This window comes from Neobacillus sp. YIM B06451 (assembly GCF_032667185.1).
Lineage (GTDB): Bacteria > Bacillota > Bacilli > Bacillales > Cytobacillaceae > Bacillus_D.
In genome coordinates this window covers 24,617-45,972 of the sequence record NZ_JAVFKJ010000010.1, presented here as the reverse complement: position 1 = coordinate 45,972, position 21,356 = coordinate 24,617, and the positions used below count along the sequence as shown (strand labels likewise).

The following is a 21,356-nucleotide window of genomic DNA, read 5'->3' as shown; positions in this document are numbered from 1 at the left end:
TAAAAAGAAAAATGGCTCCACTTTCATTTCAAGGTCACAAGATTGGAACTGTGAAACAACTGTATCGATTAAAGAATTGCCAACAACCTGGCACGTTTTTATAAAAATGATATTATGTTTATTAGTACTTAATTAAACGGAGGTCCTCATGAAAAAGACAGTAAAGGTAGTAGCAGCAATTATAGAAAATGAACAAAATGAAATCCTTTGTGCACTAAGGTCACCAGAAATGTCGATTCCGAATATGTGGGAGTTTCCCGGTGGGAAAGTCGAACCTAATGAAGATTTATTTTCTGCCCTGACGAGGGAAATTGAAGAGGAATTGCATTGCCAGATTGAACCGATTGAATTACATAATGACATTATTCATGAATATGATACGTTCATCATAAATTTGATTACCATTAAATGCAGAATCACTGGCGGTACGCCAACGCCTACAGAGCATTCAAAATTGATCTGGCTTAAGCGGGAAAACCTAAACTCGTTAGTGTGGGCACCTGCGGATGTACCGGCTGTTGAAAAGTTGATAAACGAAAAAAGTATAGTCCTTTGAAGACTATACTTTTTTCGTAAATTCGATATAAAGATTGTATGGCAGCTCGTGTTCCAATTCCATTTGTACGGTGATTGGCTTGTTGCCTTCAAAACTAGTCGTATTCCCTTTTCCGATATAGATAAACGGTTCATTTTTGCCGTCAATGAATTTGTATTTCCTGATAAACAAATGAAGGTTAATTCCTCGGGCTTTATTGTAAATAATATTCTGCCCTGTGTTCGTATGCTGGGCTGTTGTGTGAGGCGTTTGCCACTGGAATTCACGGGTGCTCTTTATTTCATCCTTATATGCTAGCCTTTCCTCAACATCCGCGTCCTTATGCAGGTCGATATACAAGAAATAGTCATTCCCATTTGTTAATAGGCCTGATCCTCTAAAGGAACTGTGGCTTTTCCGAAAATTTGAAAGCAATGCTGCATCCGCCATTTTATACTGTTCATACAGTTTGAAATGCGGGACGCCGTAGTATTCGTTCTTGAATTCTTTTTCATAACGGAAAATCCCGTACATGACAATATCCTCAATGTACTTCCGGTATTCATCGTTCGTAAGAATACTTTCAAATACTGGTGTCTTAACAAGAATTCCATCCTGTAAATCGAATAATTTCAAATTACGGCTCAATTCTCCGCTGTCATAAAAATCCTGATTCAAAGTTTGGAATGAATGAAGGACACTATCATCATCAGCGAACTTAACCCACTTAAAAATCTCCTTTTTGGCGGTAGCTAAAGAGATGTAGTCATGGTCTAGCAGATACTTAATAACAACAAACTCATACACTCGCTTAAGCGGCAACTTACTTGAAAGTTCTTTCAGTACTCGTTCAAACGAATCATCGCTCAATAAGGATTTTAGCCGCTCAGTCTTCTCCACTTTGGCGACAAATTGCAAATAGGTTTTCTCTTTATCGATGAATTTTATCGGATCAGGCGCTCCATCATACTTCAAATAATCCAACAGGAAATAAGGGATCCTTCCCTGATTTAGCTTTTTAAACTCAAAATATTCTTCCTTTAAATACTTCATCCAATTGAAGTTTTCCTGGTCGATCTGCGAAAGAATTCGTTCCTGCGAAATCTTGTCCATTTGGATGTGGGTACACCCAGGAATATTGGCAAAACCGGTCGCAACCGCAACCTTCAAGCTCTCTTTGTCATAATAGCGGCTGCCATTCAGGGCCAGGGCAATTAAGAACGTTTTATTATGATTCCCGATAAAATCAAGAACTGTCAAAAAGCTTTTACCCGCGTGCTTCCGCAACCCACGGCCAAGCTGCTGGATAAAGATGATCGGCGAGTTTGTCGGCCTTAGCATGAGGACAGAATTTACTGAAGGAATGTCGACACCTTCGTTAAAAATATCAACGGTAAAAATAAACTCTAGTTCATCATCGTCATTTTCCAATCGGTTTATGGCCGCTTCACGAATCCTGGAAGAATCCCCACCTTGCAGGCACGTACTCTTGTAGCCTCTCCGATTAAACTCCGCAGCCATGTACTGGGCATGCTCAATGCTCGCACAAAACCCGAGACATTTGCGCTTTTCGCCGTCATATCCGTAGAATTCCATCTTCTCAATGATAAAATCAACCCGCTCATTCACCTTTAAGCGCTTTGTTACTTCCGCGATGTCATCAATAGAAACATCACTCAGATCGATTCCTTCTATATCTGTGATGCCGAAGTAATGAAACGGGATGACCAGCTCGTCATCAAGCGCTTCATGGAGACGGACTTCGAGCGCCACATTATTATCAAACAGATCGAAAACATTATTTCCGTCGCTCCGTTCAGGCGTTGCCGTCATCCCAAGAGTGAATTTAGGCTCAAAATAATCTAAAACGGCTCGGTACGTTGAACTAGTGGCATGATGGGCTTCATCGATGATAATATAATCGAATTCATCTCTCTTAAATTCGTGATAACAATTCGAGATTGTGAGGTTCGTAGTGAAAATATAATCCGCATTCTTCTGCTTGTAATTGCCTGTTAATAACCCGAAGGTGATTCGTTCATTCGGTAACAGCTTTTCAAAAGTTTCTTTTGCTTTTCTTAAAATCTCTTCCCTATGTACAACAAAAAGCAGTTTCTTAGGCCGGAAGCTTTTCACATCAAATGCGGACATATATGTCTTGCCCGTACCAGTTGCTGCAATGACAAGAGCCTTTTTTTCACCAAATTCCCGAAGCCTGGCAAGATTATCAATGGCGCGACGCTGCATACGGTTCGGAGTAATGTACTCCGGTTTTTCAAAAATCAATTGCTGTGAAGCTTGGGTCCCCTTAAGAGTCTTTAGGAATTCCTCATATTCTGCAATCAGCTTCTCGTCAGCAACCTGGGACCTTTCCCATAGAGCATCATATTCCTTCAAGACCTCCTTAATAAAAGAAGCATCACTCTTTGAAATGACCTCCACGTTCCATTCAACATTACTTTTCAACGCGCTCTGCGTAATATTGGATGAACCAATGATCACCTTATAGGAATCTAAATACTCAAAAATATAAGCCTTCGTGTGAAAACCGATTTCCTTATCCGTCACAAACACCTTTAAATCAACGTTCTCGAACTCAGTAATTTTCTCTAATGCTTTCGCGTCCGTAAAATTGAGGTACGTCGAGGTAATAATCTTCCCAGTTACTCCTTTTTTCCCCGCCTCCCGCAACGGATCAAGCAACAACTGAAGCCCACTGAAATTAATGAACGCAACACTAAAATAGAACCGCCTGCACTCATTCATTGAATCTATCAATTCCTGTAGTAAGTTCCCTTTATCAGAATTTACGATTAATCGTTTTTCAACCTGCATGATTCTACTCCTGTCGACAAATTCATTGTTGCTAAAATTTTACTATAATGACAGGGAAGAAGGAAGATCAAAAACCCAAACCACTAGTTCCTCTTCTTAATAAGTCAACAAAAATATGTTTTGTTAAAAGTGCCTACTTTTATTCTTGCGCTTCTGTTTCAACAAACTGACGTAATTTTTTAGTTATTTCTTCATTCCATGCCCCAGGTACCATCTGCATGGCCCCCATCCTGTATCGCTCATGAAACTCTGGGCTGAAATACCTCATCTCATCCGCTTGTTCATCTTTGGTTGGTGTAAGAATATAAACTTCCTTTACAACATGTTTTCCTGTCTCTCTCTCAACAATGCCATCCCGGTATTTATGCATTTCTTCCAAGGCAGTCCCAAGGTTACCGGGTACGCGGTACTTTGGATCAAAGACGATAATTCCTCCTTTGTTTTCCAAAACTATATCCGGAATCATTCTCTGTGTGTATGTATGGTTTGGAGATGAGTTATATTGATAAATACGTTGAAAGTAAAGCTCCATCCCGCCACTGAGCGCAACCGAACTTTCCTTGTTTTCAACCAAGTTTAGGAAGAGTCCTTCTCTTGTTGTTTTAAATAAATTACTGGTATCCAGAATATAGTCTGATTCACGCAAAATCTTTACAACTTTCATATAGCACCATATTTCATAAAGGAAAAAGGTATCCTTTAATGAAATCGAATAAGCAAAACCGAGCCTCTGGTTTTTATGTTTATACAATTTATCGAACCAGTCATACCAGAGGCGGTACACGGGATGCTTCCGAAATATTTGTGTGATTTTATAAGCCCCTTTATTCTCCTTTACCTCTCTCAAAAAAGGGCTGTTTATCCACCTCTGAACGCTACCAATATACTTGGTCAGGTTCCCGACAGTGGAATCTTCTATGCTAACTTCCTCATATCTACGTAGCAAGCGGTAAAAGTCCTGAAGTTGCTGCTTGATTACCTGATTTTCAAAAATGTCGAATGTCTCATTGCTCCTACTTGTTTCTACGAGGATGGGAATCTCTGAGCCATGACCTTTTCTATCCAGCCAATTGAGAGTTACCTGTTCAGCGCGCTGCACTTTTTCTCGTTTCATGGTTACAGGGTATTTAATAAGCCTGCGTATAGGGCTTTTTTCAATCCTTGTGAATATCATCCGAAGTTGGTGAAAGGAACGTTCAATGTAGTTCCATTGAGGCCAGGAAACGTTCCGGCTTTTTTCAAAAGCGTCCATTTTCATCTCAAGCCCGCTTAATTGAAAACAAATATTTGCCTCCGCCAAAATCTCATCTAACATCACTGTGTATTGCTGCTCAGTCAGTTTACGACTATCCGGATATATATAGGTTTCAAAATGTTCTCCATTGACTGATACATGTAAGATTCCGCTTTGAAATGGGGAAATAAACAAAGCATAGTAAGCATTTTGTTCCCGATAAAACGGAACGGGAATTCCGTGAAATAGGATTTCCGCCCTCTCTCCCAAGAAACGAAGCCTATACTCAGTCGCTTCTGTCAAAAAGGCATCTTTAAAGGGAATCCATCCAGATTCAGAAACCCAGATCTCCAGCTGATTACCTCCAGAATTGGGCTGCTCCATAATACTCCAGCTCCTCTTCCATCCTGTTCACATGCCCAAGGGAAATTGACTCATTGCCGAGATTCTCCCTCAACCAAAGTTCCAAAGTCCTCAACATTTCTGAAATTCGCTCATCGCCACGAATTTTGGTTAGTACTTTTTCTGAAATCACTCGATCCAGCGCCTGCAATGGTTCAATCTGATGTTCCTCTGGAAGCTGATAATTGGCATACAGTTTCTTCAGCATTTCATCCATCGTCCTATAGCCAAAATGCAAATTATAACTTAATAATGTTCCATGCAGTGTTTTAAGCAGGAAAAATTCCTCTTCCAGCTTTACTTTTAAATCAGGATCTACCTGACTCCAATACGAATCAAAATCGACGTCCGAAAGTGTCATGACAAAAGCGCGGTCCAAAACTTTGTCCGAGATGGCATGGGTTGTTTCATCCACATTGATCGTGCCTAAAAGATATACATTTGGTGGAATCATTAGTTTCTTTGGAATATCTATAACGTTTTCATCTTGGTGCAAAGGAATTTCCTTTCTTGATTCAACAGCACTGAGGTAGTCGCTCAAATAGTACTCCACCCGCGCTAAATTCATTTCATCGAGTAAGATGAAATGCGGCTTTTCTCGTTCTTTTAAAGCATTCAAAATTACATTCAGGAACTCTGTTTTTACATAACGCTTTTCAAAAGAACTGTAGTAGCCGAATAGGGCGCTTGCATCCGTCCAGTCCGGCCTTACCGGGATAGTTGTAAAATAAGGATTTTCACTTTCATATTCCAACCCATATACCGCATTTGCATACAAACGGCATAATTGGGTTTTGCCAGTGCCGGAGATACCGCTTAAAAGGACAAAATGCTTATCATCCAGAGCTGTCAGATTTAAATGCAAGTCACGAATAATGTCTTTTGAAAAAGTAAAAAGACTGTTTGAAATTGTTTGGTAGATTTCTTCAAAACTAAAATTAGGCTCAAGTTCTTCACTTAATTGAGGTTCATCTTTAAGTTCGTCTGTTACATCATTCGAGGGCAATTCCAACTTCTCACTAGCATGTGCAAAAATAAGGGCGGAATCTATAAAATTCTTTTTTACTGTATCTACTCCTTCAACAAAAAAATCCATCTCATTGTTGAAAGAACCGACACAATATTCAGTTCCCCTCACCCGTACCCCGTGGTCCTTTAGTAGACTCATAGCGTTGCGCATGACTTCATTATTGTTCAGGCTATGGGTACTAAATGTTTTGGTAATCCACCACTCTTTGACTCCATCCCCCAGGATTTCACGCGCATTGGTAAAGATGTGGTTATGACCTTCAAGTTGGACCATTATGGTTTGAAAAGGAGAAAACTTCTCATGATAGTCAAGATAATACACAAACCCTTTTGTCACCATTTGGTCGCCATCGCCATCGTAAATATAAAAAGCCTGCCGTTTCCCGTTTGTTTTTAAATTTTCAATTGTAGATAGCTCAATAGAATAATTTCGTCCCAGTAATTCCGTTTCAGTCAGATTTCTCGATGAAGCCAAGCTCATTAAAGCATCCAAGGCTCTTCTCGACGTTTCAATTTCTTCATCATAATAGGAACGGAACGGTCCTAACTTCTCCCAAGAATCAATTAGTTCTTTGATAAGCATTTCCTCATCCAATTCCCCTGCCAAAGGAAGGGTTTTACCTATCTGGAACCACGGGCGTTTTCTCGGTTTAATACAGTCCTTGATATACTGAATAAACTGTTCCCGTTCAATCACTTCTTTTTCCTTCCATCCTGTTAAAATAGAATACTCTGCAGGAATAGAATCCATGACATCTTGAATGCGGTCATTTTTATACCAACCCCAAAACGGAATAAAGTTAAGTTCAGTATGTAAAAGGATCAGCCCGTTCAAACCATTAAGCTCTAAAGTAAACAGATTAAATTCCTTATCATTGATCTTTCGGTAAAGACCAACATAATATTTCCTCCCTATATCGGAGACTTTTTTCTTCTCTGCATAGGTGGGATTCCGTGAATCATGATATGTAGTAGTAAGAGTTGTGTCATAGCTTCGAATATAGAGTTCACTATTTAACGTGATTTCCAACCTGGCAACAAACCGTTCAAATAGGCTTTTAACAGTTGGAGAAACTTCATCCAATACCCTACGGCACCGTATTTCAGTATTTTCTTCATCAAAGATTGTTTGATAATATGGAAGATTTAGCACGATAGCACCTCTTTATAAAATATTTCCATAATTAACTTTCATACTACTAAAAATGGTTGACGTTTGTATAGAAACATCACTATTAATCCTATCATTTAACAAAAACTCAAGGTTTCATATAAACTGTAATTACGAACCTAGTTAAAGGGAGGAGCGAGATGTACAACATTTCCGGTAACAAAGCCGTCGCAGTTGATGCCGTGACGTTTTCCGAACTTGGTATGACGGAGAATGACATGGAGGAGTTGCTAAGGGCTAATATTGAAATGATATGTGATGAAGAAGAATCCATGTTGATTGTCGGAAAGCAGGTCAGAAATGCTAAGCATGGGCGAAGCGACTTGACTGCAGTCGACAGCAACGGGAATATCGTACTTATAGAAATAAAACGCGATCGTAAGGACATAGAAAACCGCAAAGAAGCATTTGAATTTCAAGCCATCCGTTACGCCGCCAGCTATGCAACCATTGATACACCTGACGATCTCATAAGCAAAATTTACGCACCTTATATTGAAAAGTATGAAAAAGAAACTGAAACGAAAGAACTGACAAGCATTGAACTAGCTACTCGGAAGCTGTACCAATTCCTTCACGACAACGGTGCTGAAAAACAATTCAATGAAAAGCAACGAATAATTCTTGTTGCTTCAGACTTCGACGAACAAACGTTGTCCGCAGTAGCCTGGCTTAACAGCAACAATGTTGACATTAGCTGCTTCAAACTGACCCCATATAAAATACACGAAGAAGTTTATGTGAATATCGAAAAAGTGTTGCCTCTTACAAATAGAAATGACTACTACGTCTCCTTTTTAGAAAAAGCAGAGGTATCGATTGCAAAAACGAACACTACCTTTACCCGACGATCACTCCCGAAAATTGATGCCATGCTTGAATGGGGAGTCGTAAAACCAGGGGATATTATAGTCGCAAAAGATTATCCAGACGAAGGTACATTACTTAGCAACGGAAATATTCTTGTAAACGGCACTGAAATAAGTATGCAAAAATGGCTTAAGGAGTTATATGGATGGTCCAGTATTCAAACTTATGTTTTCGCCATCCATAAGGAGACAGGAAAAAGCCTCGCAGAGATCCGGCAAGAGTATATGGGGAAAACGGAAGTTAGAAATTTTATAGAGTAAAGTAAAATACCCAAGAAAGGAAAAAGCATCTCCTAGTCTTGGGTAATTTCTCTACTTATCCATTTTCCTTATTATTTTCAAGCCTTCCGCTCCGCCACTAAAACCGTCTCCTGGGCTTTAGTTTTTCTCACCAGGAAGAAATAACACATGAATGCCAAAGTACTCGCGCCAAAGATAACTGCTGCCATCGGTACTCCTGTGTAGGCTCCGCCAATTCCTACAAGCGGTGCAGATAGGGAACCCATGACAAAGGGCAATACCCCCAATAAAGCAGAAGCGCTGCCTGCCATATGCCCTTGTGACTGAATGGCCAATGTGAAGGACGTTGTTCCGATCATACTAATCGAAGTTAGGAAAAAGAAAACTGGGATTATGACACCAATCAGTGGGGCTTCCAAAAGGAGTGCAATGAGTAAACACAAACCTGATACATTCGCTAACCCAAGGCCTATTTTCAAGAATGTCCGTTCCGAAATAATATGTGTCAAGCGGCCTACAGACTGGCTGCCGATTATTAAGGCCAACCCATTGACACCGAATAAAAGGCTAAACTGCTGAGGAGATACACCGTAAATGTTTTGATAGACAAACGGAATACCAGAAACATAGGCAAAAATGCCAGCCGTGATGAACCCTTGGGTAAATGCATAGCCCATGAACTCTTTGTTTTTAAATAATGTTCCGAAATTCCCAAGGACTTGAGGCAAATTACTAGGCACCCGCTTTTCTGGCGGCAGTGTCTCTTTTAACTTAAATGAAACCGTAATGGTCAATACAGCCCCAATGCATGCCAGGACAATAAATACCCATTTCCAATCCTGGAACGCAAGGATGGCTCCTCCGGCAATTGGGGCAATGATTGGCCCGAGGTTCCCTACCAACACCATTAAAGTAAAAAACTTTGTCAGTTCCTTTCCGCTATAAAGATCCCTTACGATGGCTCTGGATAGGACGATTCCGCCGGACGCCGCAAACCCTTGCACAAATCGGGCCGCAATAAGGAGATAGATGTTAGGTGCGATTGAGCATGCGAGGGAAGCCAGGATGTATAGGCATAGGAAGAACAACAATGGCTTTTTGCGTCCTTTCACATCACTTAATGGCCCAATGACCAATTGCCCCAAACCAAGACCCAATAAAGCGGCAGTCAAACTGATTTGGACAAGTGAAGCCGTTGTATCAAATTCCCTTACAATGGTAGGGAAGGCCGGCAAATACGTATCAATTGTAAATGGCCCCAAAATGCCAAGTGAGCCTAAAAGCAAAGCGAGCTGCAGCCGCTTCTTTTTGCTAGATTCATTCAAGTCGGTCTCCCCTTTCTATCTGTTTTATGCTGAAGAACTAAGTAACATAATTTCGATATCCGAAATTTCGCATTTGTCCATTATATCCTGAACAACCCGTTTTGGTAAACAATTAATAGAAATATGTAGTTTTCTAATTTAATAATGGACTAATTCTTCTATTTTGGGCTTGCGCCTGGTCCTCTAACTTTTATTCCGTCTTAGTAGCGGCTAAAAAAAGCAAAATTAAAAGGATAGGTAAAGCACAATAAACGTGCTCTATCTATCCTCAGATTTCGTATTCTTTTTCGTTTAATTCTTGTGTGCAACAAGAAAGGAAGTATTCTTACTCCCTTCTTCTAGTAGAAAATTTGGGTTCTATCTAAATGGAGAAAGTGGCTTGGATTACAGGATGGGCGATAAAAGCCGGGATACGGCTTCTTTAATTCTAATAAGGATGGAACGCCTTTGATAGATGTCCAGTGTTAGTTCTGTACTATTTCGGCTATCGTGAAAAAATAGTTGAGTAAGTTGTTCGGCTATGCTTTTATCATACACGATGGTGTTTACTTCAAAGTTTAAATAAAAGCTACGTCTGTCTATATTGGCCGTTCCAACTGATGCAACTTCCTGATCAACTACAATCGTTTTTGCATGCATGAATCCATTTTCATACAGAAGTATTTTTGCGCCATATTTTAAAAGTTCTCCCGCATGGACTCCCGAAGCCCATTTCACAAAGGGGTGATCCGGATTATTAGGAAACATGATTCTTACATCAACACCTGATAATAAAGCGATTTTACAAGCATCCATAAAACTTTTATCAGGAACAAAATACGGTGTTTGTATGTAGACACTCCGTTTAGCGGACATGATAAGCTTTATGAACATGTTTTTGATGTGTTCCGTTTCTGAGTTCGGCCCACTTGCAATGATTTGGATTGGAACATTTGTGTTATGTTTTTCCGATTGTATAAAAAGTCGCCCAAGATCCAGCTTATGTTCCGCCGTATAGTTCCAATCTAAAATAAATCTTCCTTGAATATCGTTTACCGCATCACCAACAACTCTTAAATGTGTGTCACGCCAATATCCAAACTTTTTAGTTAATCCAAGGTACTCATTTCCTACATTGAAGCCACCGATATACGCGATCCTGCCATCAATGATGCAAAGTTTTCGGTGATTTCGATTATTAATCCGGAAATTAATCAATTTTAAAACAGATGGGAAAAACACCTCAACTTCTCCCCCGTATGAAATCAGTTCCTTAAAGAAGGAACGAGAAATCCTTTTGGAACCAATCTCATCATAGAGAACACGAACTTTTACTCCTTCTTGTGCTTTTTTCGTAAGTTCATCCCGCAGTTTTTTTCCAAGGGAATCCGGTTGAATAATATAATATTGGAGATGGATCTCTTTTTTTGCATTTCTGATGTCTTCAAATAAGGCCTGGAATTTATCATGGCCATCACTAAATATGACCACATCATTGTTCACCGTGATTAATGCGTTCGAAGACTTTAAATTCATTTTTAGTAAATCTGCGTATTTCTTTAGTGTATCGTTACGGTACCACTCACTCGTTTTTAATTCATTAAGTTGTTCAACAACCTCTGATTGAAGATAATTTCTTTCTTCTGCAGACAATCGATAAAAATTGGCTTGTTTTAATTGTCTGCCCAGGAATAGGTAAGCAATGAAACCAATGACTGGGATAAAGTGCAGGATCAACAACCAAGCCCAAGTCGAGCCAATATCCCTCCGCTCTATAAATACAACAATCCCCGCAAACAAAATATTGCTAACCATGATGATGGCTACAATGAGTGTAGTTAAATCGTTAAATTCCATATAGAATCCCTTTCTAATTACATCATGTTCGTGTAGATTGTATGAATATCTTGTTTAATGTTTCAAACCCCTTTTCAATAAATCGATTTCCAAGTAATAATTATTCATCGCTTCTTCATAAGGTAAATCCCGTGCAAATTTCTCAATTAGATTACGAAGCGTTACCGCTATAATGATTTTCATGACATAGAGTAATTCTCTATCATTTGAAATGTTTAACGTAGATTGATCGATTAATGAACTAACTTCTTCCTTAAAACTCCCATCCTCTTCAATGTCGATAAAGATTCTGGCATATGCACTTTCGATTTTATGTGTCATATTCAAGAAAATGTTTTTCAAAAAATGGTGGGTATCCTCCTTAGTGAGGATTAACCGGAAAAATTCACTCATCGTATCAAATAAATCACCATTATTTTGTCTTAAAAGTGATATAAAATTGTTCTTATCTTCTTTAACCTGTTCGTTTAATAGGAAGAAAAAAGCATCCTCTTTATCCTCGAAGTACTGATAAAAGCTCCCCCGCGGGATGTTGGCAGCTGTAATGATATTCGTAATCGAGGCTTGATATAATGGTACCCTTGAAAACTCCTGTCTAATAGCTTGAATTAATGTTTCTCTTTTATCCTCGGGTAAATTTAAAAAAGTTACTTTCGGCAAATTTTCATCCCCGCCTATTTAGATAATCGTATTTATGGTGTGTTATTAAATATAGTATTGCGCTGCTGGTGTTCTTTTTTCAAAAATGCGATGAAATGCTGCATCGCCATTGAAGGCTGATCCTTTATAAGGGAGCTATACTCTTTTTTTAGATGTTCTGACACTAGCTCGCTTTTTTTAATTCTCTCAATCATATAGTCGGTACTAATATTCTGAATCTCAATGCGCTGTATTTTGGCCTCTTTGGAAAACGCCATACCGATTGCACCGATAACAGCAAAAATGACAATCGAGGTTGCCGAGTATTGCTGATTCTGATTTGGAGCAACAAATAATAAAATGAACAGATTAAAGATGGATAAAGTAATTAAAGGAAATGAAAATAAAGCGTATTTAGAAGCTTTTTTCAAAAAAGGGGATATGATTTCCTCTAGTTTTTCAATTTCTCTTTTCACAGAATTTGGCACATCGTTCATGAATTGTATCAAACTATCTCTCCTCTTTGCTATGAATCATAATAAGCTCTTTTTATTGGTATTAAAAAATCAGCTGGAACATGAAACCTTTCATTGTTGATTAATAATTCCTGCAGATTCTCTTCATCATTATCTAGTTCCTTAATTTTATTGACTTCTTGATGAATTTTCTCCATCTTCTTATCCAATTGTGTGGCAGAAATTGCCGCTTCTTTTAGTTCATCCTTTATCTTTTGAGGGATTTCCTTATTATATTTATAATAAATTTTGTGTTCCAAGCTTGCCCAAAAATCCATTGCAATCGTACGGATTTGAATTTCCACATAGACATGGTCTTCTCTATCGGACATAAATATTGGAATTTGTAAGATCAAATGAAGGCTTTGATAGCCATTTGGTTTTGGGCTTTTAATATAATCCTTACATTTAATGACTTTAATATCTTTTTGCCTTTGCAGCATGTTACTTATTTCGTAAATGTCAGAAGTAAATGAGCAAATAATCCGTATCCCAGCAATATCAGTAATACCCTCCCTAATCGCAGCTAATGAAAGGTCATATCCCTTCCTCTGAACCTTATTTAAAATGCTCTCGGGAGATTTCACACGATGTGTAACGTGTTCAATAGGATTATAATCATGGATATATTGAAATTCTTGTTTTAATATATTGATTTTCGTATTCATCTCATCCAATGCAAATTTATACGACATCATGAATCGCATCAGTTCTGTTTTTAAAGTTTTCATTTGTTTTAAATTGTCCAGTGCCTGAGCTTCCATTTTTCTCTCCTTTTATATGACTCAATCCAGCATCTTCTTCAAATTAGGCCCTTCTTCTTCAAATCGGATTTCCTATAAATACCCTTGTGGTTGTAATTTAACCATAAGTTCTCCAGACTTCCGGCCTACATATAATCATTTCTTAACCATTTGTGACAGCGTGTCACTTATAATGGTAGCGTGACACAGTGTCATGTGTCAAATTTCACGATTCTATACCATTTTTTCTTTTTTTCTTAAAATACTTACCAAGTTTCTTCTTCGTCCAATTGGGGGGAAAACAAGAAGATATAGTTTGTTAGCAAATTGTTAGCAAAACAGACTAAACAAAAATAGGTTCATAAGGTGAACTCTTTTTCCGTGGTGCCTAGCTGAAGTTAATTTTAAAAGGATAGATAAAGCACTTTAAATATGCTCTACCTATCCTTTTTTTACCCTTATATATAATTTCCTACTTGTGTAATAAGACACTCTCTTGAAATTCAACATAGCTGTTTAGTTTGTAATCAATGCCGTTAGGATTAGGATGAAACCGACTGGGCTCGAACCTGCGACCCCTACCCTGCTTTTAATTTAATATGTATGTTACATGTTTACCTGCTCCTCCTGCTATTGGAAGAACAAAGTTGTTAGTATTTTGGCCAATCAACAGTTCCATTCCAGTTGGTGTGGAAATATTGATTCCTCTCATTGAGACATAAACATTTAATTTTTCATTTTTTCTTATGAGATTATTTCCTGCAATCGTACCGGAATTATTGCCCGAACGAAAGGCGATGGCAGATGGCGCAACATACACATTATCCTGGACGTCCTCTACTTTGTTCCCAGAAACTGAAAACTGCTTATTGTAAGTATATAAGTGGATGCCATTTGCATAAGAATTGACCAGAGTATTATCTTTTATCACTAAGTTTTTAGTAAATGACGCCTGAATAGCACCCGAGATGTTATTTCCCTGCTGTCCGGCTTCAGTTAATTGATTACCTTCTATAGTGCAGTCTCTGCTGTTATCAAATGAAGCTCCAGCCACGACAATCCCATATCCCTTACCGATTCCATCTATTCGGTTGCCCTTGGCTGTACATTTCTGAGAGCCATATAAATCCGTTCCATCATTTCCTGTTGCATTAACAAATGCGATTCCAACCTTGGTATTTCGTATTGTATTGTTGTTAAATGTAATATTCTCCCCGCCATGTGTATCTAAAGCCTCCCATAACGGAATGTCTTCTATTATACTGTCAGTCACAGAACTATCCGCACTTCTCGGATGTGCTTCCAAGCTGCTCTCAGCACCCTTTCGCGAGTAGAAGACGCCATAGGCATTCCCTTTGCTTCCTGGCGAAATTCCCTTTATGTGGCTCTTATCAATATGTATATTTTTAACAGAAAGGCCTCCAAAACCTGCAAAACCGATATCATGAATGAAAGTATTTGAAATCTTTACATTATCAGCAAATTCAGCAAGGATACCATAAAAGCCTATATTGCGAATCTTTACATCCTCTATGACAATATTTTTGGCATAGCCAGTAGCACCTGCTCCCTGAATCCTTATCCCGATTCCTTTACTATCTGCCATCTTATTGCCTGCCCCTTGAAGCTCAATACCATATAGCTTTACCCCACTGCCAATAGTCAACAGGGTTTGGTGTGTAGTATCATTATAAATCTTTGACCTATACCCAATAAGAACGGTGTTGTCTGGAATTTTTAATCCACTGACTTTATATGAACAATCGAACGGCAAAACAACAATTTTGCCGGCTCCAAGATTTATTGCTTTTTGTAATTGATCCGTCATATCAAAATCACTGTTAACCAGGCTATTGTCAATCATATCCGACACAAGTATAACTTTGTTTTTATCATTATCTGCCACTTGCGGATTATTTCCCATTTTTACTTCTGCAAGATTGTAAAGCCTATCATTATCAAAATCCTCAAATTCTATGCCTGAGTTCAGGCCATACTCCCTTTCCCAATTATCATCAATGCCATTTTTGTTATCGTCTATCATACCTTGACCAACTGCCAATGTATTGGGCATCCAAAGCATGGTCACAATTAAAATAATAATAAAACTCTTGAAGTAAATTCTCAGATGCAGCATTTTCCTTCTCCTTCTCCCGATAACTATCCAAAAACACTAAAAATAGTCTTTTTTTCATAGTAACCTTGATATTTTTAACATTATTATACATAAATTAGGTAATTTTATGTAGGTATAAAGAAATGTTTATTTGTATTTTTTTAGAAATGCTTTAAGGAGAAGGTTCATTTCATAATGGATTCTACTGTACAGTTGAGCTAATGTTTTGATTGTGTAGGTCTTATTGATTAAGCAGTCCTACTAAAAAAGGAGCCCCCAATAATAGGGCTCCTGATCATGCAGTTCTAATAGGAAAGCCGACTCTCTGCCAGATTTCTGGTCAATAGAGCCGGCTTTATATGCTTGCCTACCTTATTTCTACAATTTGCTCAAAATTTTATAAAATTTCTTTTTTCCTCCTATCTTTTAGATTTTTAAAACACTTTATGACATCGGCATTTCCTAGGTACTAAGACAGAGTCAAGTGTAAGGAGCATAAAAGAGTTTAATAGAATAAATAACCTTCGAATCCACAATTGAACCGTTTTTTATGATTAGTATTTAATCTTCAATATTCTTGTCTTCTAGTGGCTAGGTTCCCTAATTTTTATACCTACTTTTCAGCATCTATAGAGGGAAGCAAAAATTAAAAGGATAGATACAGCACTTTAAAGATGCTCTATCTATCCTTTTTTCACCCTTATATAACTTCCTACTTGTATAATAAGTTATTCTCTTTAAATGAAACATAGCTGTTTAGTTTATAATCAATGCCATCCCTGCTCAATATCACTTTTTGAAAAATGGCCTGAAGGGTTATTGCGAAGTCCGATTCGGAAAAATTAACCAGTGAGTCTTTAACTCTATTGATTATCTTATTCTGTTCCAATAATTCAAAATATCGATCTTCAAGTTCATTTAGCAGGTTTAAAAGCTTTTGTAGTTTCTTGGTGTCAGCGGAGCAACGGAAATAGTAATTTGTAATGGTTTTGTCCAATTCCATGATTTGTTTCTCTGTGATGGTAATATCATTTAAAAGTAAATCTTCACGGAGAACAATTCCATTGCCTGCAATAGTTTTTGTTAAGACGTTTATAATTAATTTTTCGTGTTTATCTGCCCCAAAATCCCTCTGACCGTGATACTCCAATTTATTTTTGGCATGATCACAAACATAACGACGATAAATACTTGGTTCCTTCTTTACTCCATGCTTAGACTTCGGTCGATTCTTGTTCACTTCAGGTTTTAGCCTTCGTCCGCAATATCCGCAGTAAGCTAAGCCATCCAAAAGAAAATCCTTTCTTGCTGACAAATCAAGATTTCCCTTGGAAGGACGGCGGCCATCCATTAGTTCCTGAACTTTAAAAAATTGATCGTCATTGATTATTACCAAGTTTTCATTTTTGGGCTGGTGTTTCCACTGCGACATATTTATCTTCTTTCCATGAGGTCCATATTTATTGAATGCCGGCCGCCCGATATAGATAGGGTTCCTGAGAAGTCTGGAAATCGTATTATAAATCCATGGTTTCTTGCTTCTTGTTGAAACTCCTTTTTCATTAAGCTCCTGTGCAATTCGGCTACAACCGTATCGTTGTTCTGAGGCCAAATTAAAAATTTGCTTAATTATCTCCGCTTCTTCCTTATTAATTGTTAGGCGCGAATCCGTAGATGCAATACTATAACCAAAAGGAGCAGTGCCACCGGTAAAGATGCCTTCTTCATTTAATTGCTGGAATCTTCTTTTTACCCGCTGGGACGTTTTCTCGACTTCATTCCTACTTTGGATAAAATATTTCTTTTCCAGGTCGGAGAATTCCTCAATGCTCCCTTCCACAACAGACCATACTTCTATTCCTTGCCTATGTAATTCGTTAATGAGATTCTTCATTTCATCAGGGTTTCTCCCTAAGCGGTCTAACATGAAAACTAGAAGGACATCGAATCTGCCAAATTGGGCTCCCCATCTAATTCTTTGCAAACCCTTTCTAGCATCCAAACCGGAAACACCCAAGTCTTCAATTTCCCTGCACATTTGCCATTCAGGCTTATTTGAAACAAAAATGGAACATGCTTTTCTTTGTAAAGTAACATCATGATGAAGAACCTGACTTTTAGTAGACACACGGTAGTATGCCCAGACTCTCTTCATAGTCGTAGTCCTCCTTAATAAGGTATACCTCTATTATAAAACATATGTTCTCATTAATCGAAATTTAGTTATAGAAACAAATAAAAAATCCTAACACCAATTGATGTTAGGATTAGTATGATCCGAGAGGGATTCGAACCCCCGACCCCTACCCTGTCAAGGTAGTATTCTCCCGCTGAACTATCGGATCGTTATTGTTATCCTCTTAGTGAGGACAATCATTACTATACCAGGAAACAAAGTTAGGGTCAATACCTTTTCAATAAATTCGATTTAAAAAGTAAACTTTCAACTTAAAGGCAGATGATTTGGATAACCATCCCTCCGCCGTTTACACTATTGGTAAACACCTTACTGTTAGGGAGGGCTTCAAGTGACGTTAAAGATCCGTGTGATTCAGATTTTGTGTGACCGTTTTGTTATATAGCGGAGGCTCCGCTTAAGGAAGCGATTAAGGGTAAGGATGTTGAGTTGGAATGGATGCCTTTTGAGCTGCGGCCGTATCCCCATGAGACGCTGTCGCCAAAGGGCGATTATATACAGAGTGCTTGGAAGGGTTCAGTATGGCCGATGGCTGAGCGTTTTAACGTAAAGATCGTCCTTCCGGATGTTGATCCACAGCCGCATACGCATCTAGCGCATGAAGGAACCCAGTTCGCGAAAGAGCATGGGAAAGGGAACGAATACAGCGAGGCTGTACTGGCTGCATTCTTTGCTGAAGGAAGAGACATTGGTGACATTGATGTGCTGACGGATGTTTCTGGCAAATGTGGACTTGATAGGTCTGCGTTCAGAGAAGCGCTTGAAGCACGGAAGTATGAGCAGGCGCATAAGGAGGCTCTCCGCCATGCGTATGAGGAAGCCAGGATTACCGCTGTTCCGACGTTTTTTATTGGGGATCAGCGGGTTCAAGGATTAAATACGAAAGAGATGTTGGAGCGGTATATTGTGCGCGAGCTTGGCAAGGAGCCGCCAGCTACGGGCGAAGCTTGCGGGATTGACGGCTGCTGACATGGTTCGTGGGCGCCAGCCGGGGAACCGGCTGGCTTTTTACATAAAAGGGCTTGGACGGTTGGTACATCCTATACTGGCATTAACAAACCAAAGAGAGTTACTCATTGTCATCCTCGGCTTTAAAGTGAATATCAACTGCTTTTCCGAGGACTTTTTCTGCACTGGAAGAAATAAGATCAAAGTACCGGTGTTCCAGCCAATCCTTTTGAAAGGAATTCGCACATGAAATAATTAGGGTGTTTTTCGCCATTTGGACTTCGGTATTTTTAAACCAAGTTTCAAAGGATGGAGCAGAAATACTTGCAGATATTATACTCAGTATTTCTCCCCAAATATCACCCTTTTGATTGTTTATTCCACTATTTGCTGTGCCGCTGTTTTTAGAAACCTTATATTTTCTCTTGAGATTTTCATATTCTTCATCTGTCAGTTCAGAACTTCTAAAAATATAGTCCGCGGCTTGATCCTGATTTGCTAATAATGCTTTCTCAATCCGCTCTTTATCTTTTTCGCTCATGTATTCCTTTACCTGTTTATTAAATTGGCCATAACTTGAACTGGATTCTTGAATTTGGTTAAATTCTTCCTTTGTAAGAGTGGAATATTTGAATAAAACCAATGCGTCGAACCATTTGCCACTTTCCAAGGCTTGCTTGATCCGTTCCCGATCGATTTTTTTGTACATTTCTTCGCTTATGTACTCACTCATGTAGACTCAACCCTTTCAATTTGTTATGAACCTCCAAAAAGGGCATACGGGCAGTGCCTTTCATACTCTAATTTCCAGAATATCTGTTTTGGGTGATGGAGTAATGGTAGATTTCTATATTACTGTCTATAAATCCTCGTCTTTGAGCCGCCTTAAGGGTATGATACATGTTATCGCGTCCAACGCCATTATCCGTATGAAGGTATATCTTATCAGCGCGCAATCCGTTTTCACAGAAATATTTTACTAAATCGTAGCCTGTGGGCAATAGATTTCCGTTCTTATCTTCTCCTAAATCATGGTCGAGCGAAAGAATATGAACGTTACTATTCTCGATCAACTGAATCGCTTCGCCAATATTCCTCGCCAGCACAAATCCTTTGGGACAGTCTCTTAGATCATCAACATACAGATTGATTTTTTCTTTTTTCATAAAGGCCCCCCTATGTCAGTTTAAGCATGTCTTGTTCTTAAACGTGACCCCTTCCCTTTTTCTTTATGTACTACTATATTAACTCACATCTTTGCAACGTTACATAAGCATAGGTTGCAATCAGGTCTGAGCTGTCCTTCTTCAGGACACTTACAAATGGCTGCTGCTTATCGATGTGATCCCAAACGTTATGGGGAACATGGCGCTCGCAAACTAGAATGATTTCCGCCCTGCCGATTTTCCCCTTAAATAGCTCGAAGCCTTCTTCATATGGATTATGGGTCTCGACAGTACACCCATGCATTTCAAGCCTTTCCTTGTACTCATTCATTTGCCTCGAACCGACGATTAACACTTTATAATTGCCAAATGGTTTGTACTTCTTTTGCTTTGTTTCCTTTCTATCTTTCTTTGTCTCTTTCGCTTCTATAATACTAACTTCGTATTGCGGATAGGTGCGGGTGATTTTAGCGACCCCTTCATATATAACGGCTCTTGCAGGCAATTCCATGTTATCGTTTTCTAACTGCAATTCATCCAAGACTGGATATTCTCTTATTTCGGCGGTACTAGTCAGGTCAACAAATAGCCATTCCCCTTCTTTATGGGTCAGATATCCAAGCCTGTCTCTTTCACTCGTGTATTTCGGATTTCTTAAAACGAAAAGTCCTTTCGTTTTTTTCTTCGCATGATAGCTGAGCAGGCTGACCCTCCTCATGAACAGATAAAAGACACTTTGATCGTCTCTGTAAAAATACTTTAGGTTCTCCTTGGTAATGTATTGCTCCAGGAAGTCGAGGAGATCAGGTAATTGAGCAGAAGTGAAAAGTTGTTGAAGGTATTGAATCAGAGCGTGAGGGTTATTCCTTAGTTTGGTTTCCAGGACTTTGTAGGTATCGAGTTCCTTACGAAGGTTCATTATCTCCTCTTTGAGATCCCCTTGCTCTTGTTTTGCTATCGAATCATAGTTATCCAGTTTTTGTTGGAGTTCCGCTTTCATTTTTTTAAGTACTGCCACCTGTTTTGCTAATGAAATTTGCTTTTCAAGCAGCTTTCGATTTCTAGGTTGATTTTTTTTGAGGCTTTCCAGTTCTCGTTGCATTGTTTTTGTTCGGTCGAGCTCGCTCTCGAGCTTTTCATTCAGTTCCTTTGTTTCGTTTTCGTATTCCTTCGCCATTTGGATAATGGTTTCTTGTAGCTGCCATTTTTCCCTCTTCAATGATTCGTTCGTTTGCTTCATGGCCCTGTTTTCTTTTCTAAGGTCACTAACGAGCTTTTTCTGCGCCACCATTTCTTTTCTGGCTGCCCTCACCTGTTTTTGGAATTCCTTTTTTAAGTATTTTTCTCTATCCTGATCCCTTTGTTCTTTTTTATTCCCTTTTGCCTTTACCTGGACCTGTGCTATGAACTTTTCATTCAAAGCATCCCGTTTTCCTTTACTGATTTCTATATTCTTTTTTATATGTACTTGGCGGGTCTTTTTGAACATGGTAGCCACTCTCCGATAGGAACATAGGTTCTATTTGCTTATAATGTACCATATACAGGAAGATATA

The 21,356-nt window shown here is 38.8% G+C and carries 16 protein-coding genes and 1 tRNA gene; 3 read left to right on the top strand and 14 right to left on the bottom strand.

Annotated elements, in window-relative coordinates:
• The first annotated feature begins 148 nt into the window (after nucleotides 1-148).
• Nucleotides 149-556: a (deoxy)nucleoside triphosphate pyrophosphohydrolase gene (locus RB160_RS15865; protein ID WP_316571403.1), complete on the top strand. Its 408-nt coding sequence runs from the start codon at nucleotides 149-151 to the stop codon at nucleotides 554-556.
• 3 nt (nucleotides 557-559) lie between these two features.
• Here RB160_RS15865 and RB160_RS15860 read toward each other — a convergent pair whose 3' ends face one another.
• The 3 genes from RB160_RS15860 to RB160_RS15850 form a co-directional block, all read right to left on the bottom strand.
• Entirely contained in the window at nucleotides 560-3,370 is a 2,811-nt protein-coding gene (locus RB160_RS15860) for a DEAD/DEAH box helicase (protein ID WP_316571402.1), read from the bottom strand.
• A gap of 139 nt (nucleotides 3,371-3,509) precedes the next feature.
• Nucleotides 3,510-4,988: a DUF2357 domain-containing protein gene (locus tag RB160_RS15855; RefSeq protein ID WP_316571401.1), complete on the bottom strand. Its 1,479-nt coding sequence runs from the start codon at nucleotides 4,986-4,988 to the stop codon at nucleotides 3,510-3,512.
• The gene (locus RB160_RS15850; RefSeq protein WP_316571400.1) at nucleotides 4,963-7,065 is read right to left on the bottom strand and encodes an McrB family protein; all 2,103 of its coding nucleotides are present in this window, start codon (nucleotides 7,063-7,065) and stop codon (nucleotides 4,963-4,965) included. The genes RB160_RS15855 and RB160_RS15850 overlap by 26 nt, the downstream gene beginning before the upstream one ends.
• Before the next feature lie 281 nt (nucleotides 7,066-7,346).
• Between RB160_RS15850 and RB160_RS15845 the strand changes: the two genes are divergently transcribed.
• Complete coding sequence (locus RB160_RS15845; protein WP_316571399.1) at nucleotides 7,347-8,336, top strand: hypothetical protein; 990 nt, start codon at nucleotides 7,347-7,349, stop codon at nucleotides 8,334-8,336.
• Between the two features lie 77 nt (nucleotides 8,337-8,413).
• Here RB160_RS15845 and RB160_RS15840 read toward each other — a convergent pair whose 3' ends face one another.
• From RB160_RS15840 to RB160_RS15805, 8 genes are all read right to left on the bottom strand, one after another.
• Nucleotides 8,414-9,640 carry a Bcr/CflA family multidrug efflux MFS transporter gene (locus RB160_RS15840; RefSeq protein ID WP_316571398.1) on the bottom strand — a complete coding sequence of 409 codons (1,227 nt, stop codon included), beginning with the start codon at nucleotides 9,638-9,640 and terminating at the stop codon, nucleotides 8,414-8,416.
• A gap of 384 nt (nucleotides 9,641-10,024) precedes the next feature.
• Nucleotides 10,025-11,476 carry a cardiolipin synthase gene (cls, locus tag RB160_RS15835; protein WP_316571397.1) on the bottom strand — a complete coding sequence of 484 codons (1,452 nt, stop codon included), beginning with the start codon at nucleotides 11,474-11,476 and terminating at the stop codon, nucleotides 10,025-10,027.
• Between the two features lie 54 nt (nucleotides 11,477-11,530).
• Complete coding sequence (locus RB160_RS15830) at nucleotides 11,531-12,136, bottom strand: TetR/AcrR family transcriptional regulator (RefSeq protein WP_316571396.1); 606 nt, start codon at nucleotides 12,134-12,136, stop codon at nucleotides 11,531-11,533.
• Between the two features lie 32 nt (nucleotides 12,137-12,168).
• Entirely contained in the window at nucleotides 12,169-12,624 is a 456-nt protein-coding gene (locus RB160_RS15825) for a DUF5392 family protein (protein ID WP_316571395.1), read from the bottom strand.
• A 17-nt stretch (nucleotides 12,625-12,641) separates the two neighbouring features.
• A complete protein-coding gene (locus tag RB160_RS15820) occupies nucleotides 12,642-13,394 on the bottom strand; it encodes a GTP pyrophosphokinase (RefSeq protein WP_316571394.1) in 753 nt (250 codons plus the stop codon).
• Between the two features lie 568 nt (nucleotides 13,395-13,962).
• Entirely contained in the window at nucleotides 13,963-15,510 is a 1,548-nt protein-coding gene (locus RB160_RS15815) for a right-handed parallel beta-helix repeat-containing protein (protein WP_316571393.1), read from the bottom strand.
• Nucleotides 15,511-16,201: 691 nt separating this feature from the next.
• On the bottom strand, nucleotides 16,202-17,644 hold the full coding sequence (locus RB160_RS15810; protein ID WP_316571392.1) for a recombinase family protein: 1,443 nt from the start codon (nucleotides 17,642-17,644) through the stop codon (nucleotides 16,202-16,204).
• Nucleotides 17,645-17,762: 118 nt separating this feature from the next.
• A tRNA-Val gene (locus tag RB160_RS15805) sits at nucleotides 17,763-17,834 on the bottom strand.
• A gap of 164 nt (nucleotides 17,835-17,998) precedes the next feature.
• Here RB160_RS15805 and RB160_RS15800 point away from each other — a divergent pair.
• Nucleotides 17,999-18,655 carry a DsbA family oxidoreductase gene (locus RB160_RS15800; RefSeq protein WP_316571498.1) on the top strand — a complete coding sequence of 219 codons (657 nt, stop codon included), beginning with the start codon at nucleotides 17,999-18,001 and terminating at the stop codon, nucleotides 18,653-18,655.
• A gap of 100 nt (nucleotides 18,656-18,755) precedes the next feature.
• On the opposite strand, the gene RB160_RS15795 is transcribed toward RB160_RS15800, so the two are convergent.
• The 3 genes from RB160_RS15795 to RB160_RS15785 all read right to left on the bottom strand — a co-directional run bounded on the left by RB160_RS15795 (nucleotide 18,756) and on the right by RB160_RS15785 (nucleotide 21,289).
• Nucleotides 18,756-19,343: a DnaA N-terminal domain-containing protein gene (locus tag RB160_RS15795; protein ID WP_316571391.1), complete on the bottom strand. Its 588-nt coding sequence runs from the start codon at nucleotides 19,341-19,343 to the stop codon at nucleotides 18,756-18,758.
• 91 nt (nucleotides 19,344-19,434) lie between these two features.
• Nucleotides 19,435-19,800, bottom strand: a complete 366-nt coding sequence (locus RB160_RS15790) for a cyclic-phosphate processing receiver domain-containing protein (RefSeq protein WP_316571390.1) — start codon at nucleotides 19,798-19,800, stop codon at nucleotides 19,435-19,437.
• Nucleotides 19,801-19,873: 73 nt separating this feature from the next.
• On the bottom strand, nucleotides 19,874-21,289 hold the full coding sequence (locus RB160_RS15785) for a hypothetical protein (RefSeq protein ID WP_316571389.1): 1,416 nt from the start codon (nucleotides 21,287-21,289) through the stop codon (nucleotides 19,874-19,876).
• Nucleotides 21,290-21,356 lie beyond the last annotated feature (67 nt).

Coding starts and splice junctions, on each gene's coding strand:
- RB160_RS15865 (WP_316571403.1), top strand. CDS start 149: ATGAAAAAGACAGTAAAGGTAGTAGCAGCAATTATAGAAAATGAACAA.
- RB160_RS15860 (WP_316571402.1), bottom strand. CDS start 3,370: ATGCAGGTTGAAAAACGATTAATCGTAAATTCTGATAAAGGGAACTTA.
- RB160_RS15855 (WP_316571401.1), bottom strand. CDS start 4,988: ATGGAGCAGCCCAATTCTGGAGGTAATCAGCTGGAGATCTGGGTTTCT.
- RB160_RS15845 (WP_316571399.1), top strand. CDS start 7,347: ATGTACAACATTTCCGGTAACAAAGCCGTCGCAGTTGATGCCGTGACG.
- cls (WP_316571397.1), bottom strand. CDS start 11,476: ATGGAATTTAACGATTTAACTACACTCATTGTAGCCATCATCATGGTT.
- RB160_RS15820 (WP_316571394.1), bottom strand. CDS start 13,394: ATGGAAGCTCAGGCACTGGACAATTTAAAACAAATGAAAACTTTAAAA.
- RB160_RS15815 (WP_316571393.1), bottom strand. CDS start 15,510: ATGCTGCATCTGAGAATTTACTTCAAGAGTTTTATTATTATTTTAATT.
- RB160_RS15810 (WP_316571392.1), bottom strand. CDS start 17,644: ATGAAGAGAGTCTGGGCATACTACCGTGTGTCTACTAAAAGTCAGGTT.
- RB160_RS15795 (WP_316571391.1), bottom strand. CDS start 19,343: ATGTACAAAAAAATCGATCGGGAACGGATCAAGCAAGCCTTGGAAAGT.
- RB160_RS15790 (WP_316571390.1), bottom strand. CDS start 19,800: ATGAAAAAAGAAAAAATCAATCTGTATGTTGATGATCTAAGAGACTGT.
- RB160_RS15785 (WP_316571389.1), bottom strand. CDS start 21,289: ATGTTCAAAAAGACCCGCCAAGTACATATAAAAAAGAATATAGAAATC.